The following is a 14,110-nucleotide window of genomic DNA, read 5'->3' as shown; positions in this document are numbered from 1 at the left end:
GCCGCATAATCGAAGCATCATGTTCATAAGGATCAATGGAATCGTTGCCAGTTCCTCGAATTTTGTTAACTAGATAACGTTAAATGTGCGCAACATCGCATTAGCGTTGTTCGATAGGTTTCTGAGAAGGGAGAGATGGAATCATGGGTACGATTGATCCGAAGCAGATGCATATTCCGCAGCCCATTCGCGAAAGTGACGGTGCTGGAGCGACAGACCTCGGTCCACGCGATGTCATGCGGGATATGGAAAATCCAGATATGCTGGTTCCTCCGGTTACGGATGCAGGACTTGTTCCGAATTTGAAGTTTTCCTTTTCTGATGCACACATGCAGCTGAATAAGGGTGGATGGTCGCGTGAAGTCACGGTTAGAGAATTTCCAGTAGCGAAGACGCTGGCAGGTGTCAACATGCGGCTTACTCCTGGTGGGGTAAGGGAGCTACATTGGCATCAGCAGGCAGAATGGGCGTTCATGATCCTGGGTAGCGCCCGGGTGACCGCGGTCGATCAGAATGGTCGTAATTTTATCGCAGATGTTAGACCGGGAGATCTGTGGTATTTCCCTCCCGGCATTCCACATTCCATTCAGGGGCTAGAAGAGGGCTGCGAATTCCTGCTCGTGTTCGATGACGGGAGTTTTTCGGATCTAAATACCCTTTCGATATCGGATTGGTTTGCGCATACGCCAAAGGAGGTGTTATCAGCCAATTTTGGTGTACCGATAAGTGCATTTGAGCACATTCCTTCTGATCAGGTGTACATTTATCAATCTCAAGTACCGGGTTCAATCGAGAGTCAGCAGGTGCCGGATCCATATGGGACAATTGAGCCGGGTTTCGTACATCGGTTGATGGCTCAGCCGCCAATCACGACTCCCGGTGGGACAGTTCGCATCGTGGATTCAACCAATTTTCCTGTTTCACGGACGATAGCTGCCGCACTTGTCGAGATTAAGCCTGGCGCCATGAGAGAAATGCATTGGCATCCTAACAATGATGAATGGCAATATTACCTTACCGGACAGGGCAGAATGACTGTCTTCTCGGGGAATGGTGCAGCACGAACTTTTAACTATCGGGCAGGGGATGTCGGATACGTTCCTTTTGCGTTTGGACATTATATTCAGAATACAGGGACAGACAGCTTATGGTTTCTCGAAATGTTCAAGAGTGATCGGTTTGCAGACGTGTCCCTCAATCAATGGATGGCGCTTACGCCGAAGCAGCTCGTCCAATCGAATGTGAATGCTTCGCCTGAATTAATGAATGCCCTGCGAACTGAGAAGTGGCCAGTCGTGAAATATCCTGGAATCCCGCCAGTTGTTGAGCAACAACATCATTAATATCGGATAACTGAACGTCATTCGTCACTGAAACTACATAGAGAAGTAAGCGGAGATAATGGTGTACATCCTCACAATCTGCAGGCAGCAGCTTGTTTTTGTGAGGAAGTGCACCGTTTTTTCGTAACACGCTGTAATGGCTATGAATGTCTAGTTCAACCATTGAACTCTACGATGAACAGCGTGCAGCAATGAACCAACATGCATTCTATTTATCAAAATTCAATCTGTAGGTGGACTTCAATATGCAGCATTCTGTTTATACTGCTAATTAGAAAATCAAATATAAGGTAAAGAGGAGATATCATGACATCTGCTTCAACTTTTATGATTGTGCTGGCAATCGTACTTCTACGCATGGGAAAGGAAAAGGAATTGCGCCCATCACGCATGTGGATCACTCCAGTATTGTTCATTTGGGTAACCTTTACGACAATCTCACAGACTGCGAACTTGACTTGGAGGAGCTTCCTGCTATATGTGATCTGTCTTGTTCTTGGCATAGGGCTGGGCATGTGGAGGGCTTCCTTGGAAAAACTCCGTGTTCATCCGGTTACTGGGAAAATAACTTCACAGAGTTCAATTGCAGGCGTCATTATTTTTATGGCTGCAATGCTTCTACGCTTGGCAATTGGCTATTGGGGGAGAGAGCATGCTCTGGTATCATTAAGTAATGCACTCGTTATGATTCCGCTTGGCAGTGTATGTGCGAGACGCTTTTTTCTATTTTTGCGCTATCGACAGCTGCAAGGCCATGGGAGAATATGAGGCACGAATCCCTCTCTCAAAAGGTGTGATCTGCAATATATGCGAGTCAATCGATCCATAATTTCATATGAGAAACCTATGCATAGCCGATTGAGGGTGATTATATTAAGTCTAATCATCCTCATCATCTTTATCCCATATGAGAATTCTTCTTCATTGTGGAGTATCGGGATAGGACTGGCGATGTTCGTCTCGTACGTCTTCCTTCTGATATGGACTCCAGGCAAACGAGTCCGAAATACACGGAACTATTACATAATCATCCTATTACTATGGCTACTTACTATGGCTTCATGGGTGTTCTTTGATACAGTACGAACGTCAGCATCATTAGTTATTTACCTCATCGCATACATCGCATTGAGGTTAAAAGGGATTCTCGCAGCTGTGTTTGCAGCTGTAATCACGGCTGTTAGCGCAGTTATGTTTTTTTATACCAGTCATTCATCTGAATATGGAGTAGGGGTCTACATGCTTCTGCTCGTTGGCATCTATGTCATCTTCTGGGGAGCGCGTACGAGGCGTGAGGCGCACCAACAGTTGAGCGACATGCATATCGAAATGGAGCAGGCACATCTTGAATTGAAGCGTGCTCATCACGAACTCGAAGAGGCTACAAGCCGCCTGCTTCAGTATGCTGTATTAGAAGAACGAACCCGTATTGCAAGAGACATTCATGATAGTATCGGACATGGATTAACCTCGGTCATCGTCCAGCTTCAGGCATTGCCCTATATGATGCAAGCGAATAAGGAAGAAGCCGAGCGGGCTATGGCCACCGTTCTCGAGGTAGCCCGCAATTGCCTGACCGAAGTTCGTGCGGTCGTGCGTCAAATGACAGATAATAACCAGATATATGGTGGAATGAATGCGCTGGAGAAACTTATCCAGCAAGTTAGAGAACAGAGTCAGTTATTGATTACATTTGAAGCTGTAGACTGCAGCAGCTCTTGGACACCACACATCTCTGAACTACTATACCGGGTTCTTCAGGAAGCATTGACGAATGTCATCCGTCATGCTGCTGCGACGGAGGTCAAGATAACAATCGAAGAGCGTGACGAGGAGATTAGAATGACTGTACAGGATAATGGAAGGAATGTTAGGCAGACGCCTATAACTCCTGGGTTTGGCTTATCTCATATGGAGATGAGATGTAAGGCGGCAGGAGGAACCTTGCGATTAGTGCCCATACATCCTCATGGGCTTGCGCTATCCGTAGCGATACCGACTCACGATTACGTAGTTCACGATCCTATTGTAGAGGAGGGGAGCAGGGATGAAGGATGAGTTGATTCGAGTTGCGATTGCAGATGATCAAGAGCTTGTTCGCAGTGGTTGGAGCCATATTATTAATGCTCAGTCAGATATGGAGATGGTCGGTTATGCAGCCAATGGTCGCGAAGCAATTACCGTAGCAGAACAAGTACAGCCGCATGTATTTTTAATGGATGTTCAAATGCCGAAATACAGCGGGATTGCAGCAACACGCGACATTGTTGCATCATTTCCCGAACTGAAGGTAATCATTCTCACAACATTTGAACTTGAACAATATGTATTCGATGGCATTCGTGCTGGCGCTGTAGGATATATGCTCAAAGATGCTACCCCCAATGAACTGCTTGAGGCGATTCGTGCAGCACATCGTGGAGAAGCGATCTATCGAACCGCAGTTGCAGCCAAAGTAATGAGTCAAGTCATACGAATCGGTGAGAAGCCTGCGCTTCAACGATTTGAACCATTATGCCAGGATGAGCGTGCGGAAGCATTTACCGGAAGAGAAATTGAAGTGCTTCAACAAATGGCATATGGATGGCGCAACGAAGACATTGCTTCAATACTCCACATCAGTGAAAGCACAGTGAAAACACATGTTCACCGGATCTTGCAGAAGCTGGAAGTCGAAGACCGTACACAAGCAGTCGTATACGCTCTTCGGAATGGGATTGTCCAGTAAAATGGTAGTAACCAGTAATAGCACAAGCAATAGCAATAGGAATGTGGTCTCGATATATGACTAGTACAACATGAGACATGAAAGGACATCATGAAATCAATCAACGTCTATTTATGCTGATACCTTGTGAACAGCCAAGCCTATTGACTATCTAACCAACAGGCTTGGCTGTATTCATTTCGTTCATTATTCAGGTTTATTGTCGACATTCGAATCTGGTACATACGTACTCTTATAGTCTTTGTATTTAACATCTGTCACCATGCCTGCCGAAGCATGATGCAGGTCATGGCAATGGAACATCCAATCCCCGGGATTATCAGCTTCAAAAGCGATAACATACTGCTCACCGGGTTTAACGTTCAATGTATCCTTGACGACAGGAGAGCCTTGTAAAGGCTGCCCGTTTCTGCTCAATACCTGAAAGAAATGTCCATGCAAATGCATGGGATGATCATCGGTTGGCGATTGATTGATGAAGGTAACCATGACTTTGTCACCCTTGGCAACTTTGATTTTGTCTGTGTCCGGAAATACCTTGCCGTTAATGGTATAAACCATCTCGCCATTTCGCATCTCTGTGTTTAGATTCATCATGACCTGCTGATCATACGTCTGGTCGAGTGTGAATGCCGCTTCCGCCATCTTGCCATACGCAGCGAGATTGAACTGAGGCAGGGTTTCCGAGGAATCGGATTTGGCAGCCTGCTTCGTAAAGTCCTCATATTGAATGACAGCCCTCATATTGTGAGCTCGATCCTCTTTGCTGTGCTCATCTAACAGCCACGTACCGGGGTTGTCAGCAACGAACTCAAGATCATATCGTTCGCCAGGCGCAATTGATATCACTTGATCTTGAATGACAGCCGGACTGTTGACGGGTTGACCATCCATAGCGATGACCTTGAATTCATGCCCTTGCAGATGCATCTGATGTGAGAGATATCCGGCATTGATTAAGCGAATCCGAACCTTTTCTCCTTGCTTGACCATGAGCGGTTCTATTGCATCACCCGATTTTCCATTCATAGTGAACAGGTCGTACATGCTCATATCATGACCGCCCATTGACATCGTTCCATGATCCATGCCTCTCATGCCGGATTTCGACATATTCATCTTGGAGTGATCCATGCCTGACATATCTGATTGAATATTCGATTGATTTTCATCTGCTCGCTCCGTATTCATCTTTCCCGTGCTTATCCATTCATCCAGCACAAGCGTGTAGTCTCGATCAACTTGCTCCTTCGGATCTTCGACGATGAGCGAGCCATACAGTCCTTTGTCTACTTGATTTACACTGTCTTGATGCGAATGGTACCAATACGTTCCCGGTACCGTTGCTTTGAACTCATAGATGAAGGACTTCCCAGGAACAACAGCATCTTGGGTGACGCCAGGAATACCATCCATACCATTGGGAACGGGATATCCATGCCAATGGATCGATACAGGCTCCGGCAATTCATTTTCCAGCTTAATCTTGACAGTATCGCCAACCTTTACTCGAATCTGCGGCCCAGGAACAGAATTGTTAAATGTCCAAACGGGCAGCACCACCCCATTGGATACTTCCAAGTTACTTGGTTGAGCAGTAATGGTTAGGGATGTGCCATCAACAGTAGGTGTAGTTACAGTACGCTTCACTATTTCTTTTACTATATCTGTGTCTGTATTTGATGTAAGCTTCGACTCTTGTTGGTTCGACATAGAAGCATGATCCATGTTGGTATGATCCTTAGCAGTTCCTCCGTTCCAGCATCCACTTGCTAGTAATGCAATTATCCCGGTAACGACCATGGTTTGGAGCATCCGATTGCGAGTTGAGAATAAGCTTTTCAATTCAATGCCTCCCGAATTATCATTCTTGTAGAATACAGTCTCAGCATAGACAGCAAATATGGAGAAATGATGGAGATTCATAAAAAACACAAATTTATGCAGTATCGTGAATATACAAAGCTTGAACATCGAGGAGGAGACCATGCACAGCGGCAAAATTTTGGTCGTGACGACGATTGGAAAATGAGAAATTTAGTCCGCATCTATTTGAAAAAAGACGGATATGAACTGAATGAGTAGTGACAATTGTACAAAAAATCAATTCATTTTCTCCATTGCCACAAGAGGAAAAATGTCCTAAAATATATCTTAATGCAAATGATAATCAATATCATTATAATTTAGAAACAGCAAGGGTGGCATGTATGGGGCAAGTGGCTAAGTCTTTACCTAAGGAAGCTGCATCGCAAGCATTTGAATTTCGCTCACGTCCAATGGCAGCAACACTTATTCTTATTGGCGGTTCCTTCGCATTGCTGTTAGGGATCGCTATATCTGTATCGTTCGGTGCGGCAGATATTCGGATGTCTACCGTATGGGAGGCGATTTTCCGCTTCAATCCAGAAGTAACACAGCATCAAATTATTCAAGAAATTAGACTGCCGCGTGTATTGGGGGGGGCGTTGGTAGGAGCCTGCTTCGCGGTTGCCGGAGCTATTATGCAAGGCATGACTCGCAATCCGCTGGCGGATTCAGGCTTGCTTGGCCTGAATGCGGGTTCAGGGTTCATGCTGGCCATATGCTTTGCATTTTTTCCAGGCTTGCCCTATATGTATTTAATTTTGTATTCTTTTCTTGGCGCAGGCTTGGGCGCAGGGCTCGTGTATGGAATTGGTTCATTAGCTAGGGGAGGACTAACCCCTGTTCGAATGGTATTGGCTGGGGCAGCGCTCAGTGCTCTCTTATCCGCACTGAGCGAAGGCATCGCATTATATTATCGAATTGGACAGGATTTGGCTTTTTGGTACGCCGGTGGAGTAGCGGGCACGAAATGGCCGCAGCTAGAAGTGATGTTTCCGTGGATTGCAGCTGCTCTTGTAGGGGCGATTGTATTATCACGTTCGATTACAATGCTCAGTCTTGGAGAGGAGATCGCCAAGGGACTGGGGCAGAGAACACGCCTCGTAAGATTGGCAGGCACGGTCATTGTGCTTATTTTGGCTGGTGCAGCCGTATCAGTTGTTGGAGCTGTTGGCTTTGTAGGCTTGATTATTCCACATGTTACCCGTTATTTAGTTGGCGTGGATTATCGCTGGATTATCCCATGCTCAGCCTTGCTTGGCAGCTTGCTGGTTATATTCGCTGATCTTGCCGCTCGCATGGTGAATCCGCCATACGAAACACCTGTTGGGGCATTAATCGCTTTAATCGGTGTACCCTTCTTCCTCTTCTTGGCACGCAAGGAAAGGAGGGGACTGTAAACGATGACAAGTCTATCTTTACCGATGATTCAAAAACGAAAGAAGCAGCGGAGCATAGCGATTATGATTACGATAGCTGTACTGATTGTCATTATGGTTATCATTAGCATGAATACAGGATTTATTCGCTTATCCCCCATGGATTTGCTGCGTACATTGTTCGGTTCAGGAACAAAAAAAGAAGAGCTAATCCTATTTGACTTCCGATTACCGCGCATTGTTATTTCTTTGCTAATCGGTGCAGGTCTTGCGGTATCCGGCTGTGTCATGCAGGCCATATCGCGTAATGCATTGGCTGATCCGGGCATTTTAGGCATTAATGCGGGCGCTGGTCTCGCCGTAATGTTGTTCATCTCGTTTTACCCATCAACTGCACAGGCTCCGATCTATTTATTGCCAGTGTTCGCGTGGCTTGGGGCTGGACTTACAGCAGCGCTCATCTGCTTGTTATCCTTCAAACGGCATGAGAATATATCGCCTACGCGATTACTGTTAACTGGTATAGCGGTAGCTGCCGGCATCAGTGCAGCTATGATCGTACTGACATTGAAGCTTAGTCCCGAAAAATATCAAACGATGGCGACATGGCTTGCCGGAAGCATCTGGGGAACGAATTGGAAGTATGTACTTGCACTGCTTCCATTCATCGTCGTGTTATTGCCATACATATTCTACAAAGCTCGAATCATGAATGTTCTGAACTTGGGTGAACAGACGGCAACTGGGCTGGGGGCATATGTATCGAGAGAACAAATTTTGCTGTTGGCAGCGGCAGTAGGATTGGCAGGCTCATGTGTGGCGGTAAGCGGTGGCATCGGCTTTGTGGGGCTCATTGGACCGCATTTAGCTAGACGACTTGTGGGTCCCAAACACCAACTCCTTCTGCCGACTTCGGCTTTAACCGGTTCTTTGCTTGTGATTACGGCAGATACAATTGGACGATGGATATTACAGCCATCAGAAGTGCCCACGGGAATTGTCGTCGCTGTAATCGGCGCCCCTTACTTTCTGTATTTATTAACTCGCTCGAAAGCATAAGGTTCACCGGCCGAGATCATGACAAATTAGGTTCCGTGCGAGGTTCTCTCCATTCTTTCGGATCAGGTTAACGGTCAGTTTCCATCCGACCATTTGCCTGTAGTTGTAGACCTAACATGGCGCTAATTTTTCATATTCATACGATAGAATACAGGCCGCCTCAGCGCGGCTTTTTTCATGCCAATATAGAAGTCCGTGTTATTTTGAATAACTTACTAACCCTGATACATAATATCGATGATTATATTGTCTCAATAACGGAATAACATACAACCATAGCGAGGTGCATCATGATGAAAGCCGTAACATATCAGGGAGCAAATTCAATCGAAGTAAAAAACGTAGATGACGCGAAGATTGAAAAGAAAGATGATATTATCGTGCGGATTACAAGCACATCCATTTGCGGATCAGATCTTCATTTATATCAAGGGAATTTTCCACTGCCAAAAGGCTATATCATCGGTCACGAACCAATGGGAATTGTGGAAGAGGTAGGATCGGAAGTAGCTCGAGTGAAGAAGGGTGATCGTGTTGTAATCCCCTTTACTGTAGCCTGTGGTCAATGCCATTACTGTACGCACAATTTGGAGAGCCAGTGCGATAATAGTAATCCCCATTATGATTCGGGCGGCTATTTCGGATATTCTGAGAAGTTCGGCAATTACCCCGGCGGTCAAGCGGAATACCTTCGAGTGCCTTTTGGCAATTTTACGCCGTTCGTTATCCCCCCGTCCTGCGAGCTTGAAGATGAGTCGCTTCTATTCCTATCTGATGTGCTTCCGACAGCCTATTGGAGTGTGGAACATGCAGGTGTTAAAGCAGGCGACACCGTAATTGTACTTGGATGCGGTCCAGTAGGATTAATGGCCCAACGCTTTGCTTGGATGAGAGGGGCCGAACGCGTCATAGCTGTTGATCATCTTACCTATCGAATGGAACGTGCCAAGCAAATAAATCGTGTCGAGACGTTTGATTTTACGAAGCATGATGATATGGGGGAGCATTTAAAGGAAATTACACATGGGGGAGCCGAAGTAGTCATTGATTGCGTTGGTATGGACGGGAAGAAATCAACACTTGAATATATCGAGCAGAAGCTGAAGCTGCAGGGGGGAACTCTTGGACCGATCCAAATATCGACGAAAGCGGTTCGCAAATGCGGCACAGTCCAGATAACAGGTGTATATGGAGGCAATTATAATTTGTTTCCGTTAGGTGCTTTTTTTGCAAGGAATATTACACTAAAAATGGGACAAGCACCAGTAATCCATTATATGCCGTGGCTGTATAACAAAATAATGGAGGGCAGTTTTGATCCGACAGCCATCATTACGCATCGAATGCCGTTGGATCAAGCAAGCCATGCGTACCGTATTTTCAATAATCATGAGGAGGAATGCGTAAAGGTCGTATTAAAGCCATAAGTGTTGCTTAGATGTACCCATACTTCGCTTTAAATCCGTTTTAATTTATCGGAATTAGAGAATAAAAGGATTGAGGAAGTGTACAATAATTCTAAAATGACGTGGATACCCCACGGAGGTGTGCCCAAGTGCAAGCTGACAAACGTTTTGACTTATTAGCACTTTCATCAATTCCTTTGATAATGACGTTAGGCAATTCAATGCTAATCCCCGTATTGCCTGAAATCAGGAGACAGTTGAAGGTTAGCTCATTCCAAACAAGCCTGCTCATTACCGTATATTCCGTAATGGCGATTTTCCTCATTCCTATTGCCGGCTATTTATCTGATCGAATTGGCCGCAAGGCAGTCATTATTCCCAGCCTTATCATAACAGGCATTGGAGGTAGTGTGTGCGGTGCAGCAGCGGTCTGGATGGATCATTCCTACTCTGTCATTTTATTGGGAAGGGTTCTGCAGGGGATTGGAGCTGCTGGAGCAATGCCCATCGTTCTGCCGTTGGTAGGGGATATGTTCAAAAGTGAAAAAGATGTGAGCAGTGGTCTCGGCATTATCGAAACGGCCAATACATGCGGCAAAGTATTGAGCCCTATTTTGGGAACAGCCCTGGTCGCAATCGTTTGGCATCTTCCTTTTTGGGCCATTCCAGTATTGTGTCTAATTTCGATTCTGCTCGTCCTTTTTTTTGTCAAGCAGCCCAAAGAATCTGATTCTGATTCCGAACCAATACCCGTTCGCGACTTTTTAATACAAGTGATGAGGTTGATTCGAGAGAATTCACGTTGGTTAATCGCCATATTTGTTATCGGGGGACTCGGCATGTTCATGCTGTTCAGTTCGTTATTTTATTTATCGGAATCGCTGGAAGACAAGCATGGGTATAAGGGTATTGTAAAGGGTTTGCTGCTTGCAATACCGTTGGCTGTATTGAGTACTTCCTCTTTTATTGCTGGAAAATGCATAGGAAGTAATAAAATCGCAATGAAATGGATCATTGTGTGCGGGTTGGCCTTAACAGCAGTAGGACTTGGCATGTGCATACCAACGAAATCTGTTGTACCCCTGTTCATTTGGCTAAGCGCTGCTTTCCTCGGAATAGGAGCATCCTTGCCCTGTCTCGATTCCTTTATAACCGCAAGCATTGAGAAGAAGCATAGAGGTACGATTAGTTCCTTGTACAGCAGTATGCGTTTTGTCGGCGTGGCTGCCGGCCCAATGATAGCAGCACTAGTGATGAATCATACACAGATCAATTTATTTCTGATCTTATGTGCTTGTGGGATAGCTGCTGCACTTTCCGGCTTGTTAGCAATCAGAGCTTCAAGCGGTTCACAACAATCGCAAGGCTAACTCTGTACGGCAGTTGTTTCTCGGCGGAGCTAGACTGTCAGAGACCAGATATGGAAAAAATTACTGTAGGATGGTATTTCTGAGATCGAGACCAATAGAACAGGGGATATTGGTCTCGTTAGTCTCGCTATCCATCATCGAAGCACTATACAGAACGTGTAATTATCAAATAGAGTAAACACTCAAGTCAGGCAGTTTTAAGCAGTTGAGTTGACCACTGTAAACGGCTACTCCCTCAATTTCTAAACTATCAATATCTTCGTAATTGACTTCAGCACACAAATAGCCTCTCGATGCAAAAGATTTCTTTTTCAAGCACATGAAAAGAAGGATGTTTTAAATTTTGATTTATATGTATATAAATACCAAATATACAATTCAAACACACTATACTTTATACATTGAATATAAGTTAATTACACTTATGTAAGCGCTTTATTTCTAGTAGATTTAAATTGTAATCGAATATAGCACCTTTTGGTGCGAGGAGGAGACTTACAGTGGTCAACACGATGAAAAAGAAAGTGAAGCTTCTACTCATCACCTCGCTTCTGGCTATTTCCACATTCGGCCCGGTGATGGCTCCCACTGCATATGCGGAGCAACCGCGCACTTCATACTGGCATCCAGCTACTCTCCTAGAGTGGAGCCCAACAACGGACAAGGATGCGAAGTTCAACCGTGGTACGATCTCACTTGCAGATCGGTTCACAGGACAGAAAGTAAATCCGAATGCGCAAGACCAATCCCGGCTTGTTGCATTGTCGGCGCTGAATGATAATACGAGTGGTGTTCCGTCTCAAGGTGCAGGGCAGTTCCGTGCCGATGCCTTCGGTTACTGGCAATATGTTGATGTGATGGTGCTGTGGGGAGGTTCAGCTTCCGAGGGCCTGATCGTACCGCCTAGTGCTGATATTATTGATGCGGCACATAAGAATGGAGTTCCGATTCTCGGAACCATCTTCTTCCCTCCAACTGCATATGGTGGCCAATACCAATGGGTGAAACAAATGCTGCAGCAGAAACCGGATGGATCCTTCCCAGTAGCTGACAAACTGATTGAAGCAGCCAGTTACTTCGGCTTCGATGGTTGGTTCATCAATCAAGAGACAGCTGGCGGGAATTCGGCGGACGCCACGAAGATGCAGCAATTTATGCAATATTTGCAAGCGCATAAGCCATCAAATATGCACATCATGTGGTATGACTCAATGACGAACGGCGGCAGCATCAGCTGGCAAAATGAATTAAATGCACGAAATCAAATGTTCCTGCAAAATGGTGCGCAAAAGGTTGCGGACAGTATGTTCCTCAACTTCAATTGGTCCGCTTCTATGCTTCAGAACTCTAAAAATAAAGCGATCAGCTTAAATCGTGATCCTTATGATTTATATGCCGGCATTGATACAGAGGCGAATGGCTACAACACGAACGTCAACTGGGCTGGAATCTTCCCAAGCAATCAGAAACCTGCTACCTCACTCGGCATTTATCGGCCAGATTGGACATACCGCAGTTCAACGAGCAATGATGAATTCTATACGAAGGAGATGAAATATTGGGTAGGTCCGAACAGCGACCCACGCAATACGACAACATCTTCGAGCTGGAAAGGGATCGCTAATTACTTTGCAGATAAATCATCGATTCAGCATCTGCCGTTCACGACTACCTTTAATACGGGGCACGGCAATCAATTTGCAGTCGATGGTTCCGTCTTAAGTATGAAGGAATGGAACAATCGCAGCTTACAGGATGTACTGCCAACTTGGCGTTGGATTACAGAAAGCTCCGGTACAGCGTTGAAGCCGAGTTTCGATTGGAGTACAGCTTATTACGGTGGAAGCTCACTGAAGGTGTCTGGCTTATTGAGTTCACAGAACGCAACGCATCTGAAGCTCTATCGAACGAATCTGCCGCTGTCCGGTGATACGGAAATATCCGTTACCTATAAGACAGGACAAACTGCATCTCATATGAAAGTTGGCGTTTCGTTCGCTGATAATCCGGGTCAATTCGAGTTCTTTGATGTAGGGGATGGGGATCCGGGCGTATGGAATACCAAGGAGATATCCGTTAGCAACTTCGCAGGTCGAACTGTTGATGCAATTTCACTGAAGTTCGACAGCAGCAATGCAATTAACAACTACGTGATCAATATTGGGCAATTATCCATTCGGAATACAGGAGATATGTCCGCTCCAGAAGCGGCAACCAACCTGGCTATTGAGGAAGTCGATTTCTCAGGCAATACAGCAGATGCCCGTTTGAATTGGAACGCATCTTCCAGCGGCAATGTGCAAGCCTATGAAGTATATCGAGTGAAGCCGGATGGAACGCGTGAGCTCGTGGGTGCAACACCGAATACAGCCTATTATGTTCAACCGATGAGCCGCAACTCTGGCGAGCAGCAAACAACATTAGAAGTGGTGGCTTTAGGCACGAATGGGGTACGAAGTTCCGCTGCTCAAGCAAGCTTTGCATGGCAGGAGGCTCCTTCCACGATGAATTTAGCTCTTAATCAAAATGCTACGGCAGACCGCTTCGTACCCGGTGAGACACCTGCCAAGGCATTTGACGGAACTACAGCAAATAATAGCAAATGGTGTGCAACGGGCTCTGAGCCACACTGGCTGCAGGTCGATTTAGGCTCTATGTATACGGTAGATAAATTTATTGTCAAGCATGCGCAAGAAGGCGGAGAATCAGCAAACTTCAATACTAGAGATTTTAACATTCAGCTAAGTGAAGATGGCGTAAATTGGGTGGATGCTGTGACAGTAAGCGGCAATAGTGCTGGCAAGACGACACATAATATTGCACCAACTTCAGCTCGTTACGCGAAGTTGAACATAACCAAGGCGACACAAGAATCTGATACTGCAGCACGCATCTATGAGTTTGAGGTGTGGGGGCAGTAGCTTCAAGCATACAAGCGAGCCCTGACAAAATTGTCAGG

The 14,110-nt window shown here is 45.6% G+C and carries 10 protein-coding genes; 9 read left to right on the top strand and 1 reads right to left on the bottom strand.

The features are described from left to right. Positions 1–143: 143 nt before the first annotated feature. The 4 genes from RQP50_RS21595 (at position 144) to RQP50_RS21580 (ending at position 4,071) form a co-directional block, all read left to right on the top strand. Positions 144–1,343, top strand: coding sequence for an oxalate decarboxylase family bicupin (locus RQP50_RS21595; RefSeq protein WP_315746706.1), 1,200 nt, complete (start codon positions 144–146; stop codon positions 1,341–1,343). A 306-nt stretch (positions 1,344–1,649) separates the two neighbouring features. Beyond that, positions 1,650–2,111 carry a CcdC protein domain-containing protein gene (locus tag RQP50_RS21590; RefSeq protein ID WP_072731673.1) on the top strand — a complete coding sequence of 154 codons (462 nt, stop codon included), beginning with the start codon at positions 1,650–1,652 and terminating at the stop codon, positions 2,109–2,111. 471 nt (positions 2,112–2,582) lie between these two features. Next, positions 2,583–3,401: a sensor histidine kinase gene (locus tag RQP50_RS21585; RefSeq protein WP_315746705.1), complete on the top strand. Its 819-nt coding sequence runs from the start codon at positions 2,583–2,585 to the stop codon at positions 3,399–3,401. Next, complete coding sequence (locus tag RQP50_RS21580) at positions 3,391–4,071, top strand: response regulator transcription factor (protein ID WP_315746704.1); 681 nt, start codon at positions 3,391–3,393, stop codon at positions 4,069–4,071. Before RQP50_RS21585 ends, RQP50_RS21580 begins: the two co-directional genes overlap by 11 nt. Positions 4,072–4,257: 186 nt before the next feature. Here the strand turns inward: RQP50_RS21580 and RQP50_RS21575 are convergent, their stop codons facing one another. Beyond that, positions 4,258–5,886: a multicopper oxidase family protein gene (locus RQP50_RS21575; RefSeq protein WP_315746878.1), complete on the bottom strand. Its 1,629-nt coding sequence runs from the start codon at positions 5,884–5,886 to the stop codon at positions 4,258–4,260. A 395-nt stretch (positions 5,887–6,281) separates the two neighbouring features. On the opposite strand from RQP50_RS21575, the gene RQP50_RS21570 reads away from it, so the two are divergent. From RQP50_RS21570 to RQP50_RS21550, 5 genes are all read left to right on the top strand, one after another. Beyond that, positions 6,282–7,337: a FecCD family ABC transporter permease gene (locus tag RQP50_RS21570; RefSeq protein WP_315746703.1), complete on the top strand. Its 1,056-nt coding sequence runs from the start codon at positions 6,282–6,284 to the stop codon at positions 7,335–7,337. 3 nt (positions 7,338–7,340) lie between these two features. Then, positions 7,341–8,375 (top strand): FecCD family ABC transporter permease, encoded by a 1,035-nt coding sequence (locus RQP50_RS21565; protein ID WP_315746702.1) that lies wholly within the window; start codon positions 7,341–7,343, stop codon positions 8,373–8,375. A 293-nt stretch (positions 8,376–8,668) separates the two neighbouring features. Beyond that, complete coding sequence (locus RQP50_RS21560) at positions 8,669–9,802, top strand: zinc-dependent alcohol dehydrogenase (protein ID WP_315746877.1); 1,134 nt, start codon at positions 8,669–8,671, stop codon at positions 9,800–9,802. A 182-nt stretch (positions 9,803–9,984) separates the two neighbouring features. Further along, positions 9,985–11,151, top strand: a complete 1,167-nt coding sequence (locus RQP50_RS21555) for an MFS transporter (RefSeq protein ID WP_315746876.1) — start codon at positions 9,985–9,987, stop codon at positions 11,149–11,151. Between the two features lie 500 nt (positions 11,152–11,651). Then, positions 11,652–14,072, top strand: coding sequence for an endo-beta-N-acetylglucosaminidase (locus RQP50_RS21550; RefSeq protein ID WP_175560809.1), 2,421 nt, complete (start codon positions 11,652–11,654; stop codon positions 14,070–14,072). Positions 14,073–14,110 lie beyond the last annotated feature (38 nt).

The organism is Paenibacillus suaedae (assembly GCF_032337355.1).
Classification (GTDB): Bacteria; Bacillota; Bacilli; order Paenibacillales; family Paenibacillaceae; genus Paenibacillus_B; species Paenibacillus_B suaedae.
This window is presented reverse-complemented; position numbering and strand designations above follow the sequence as displayed.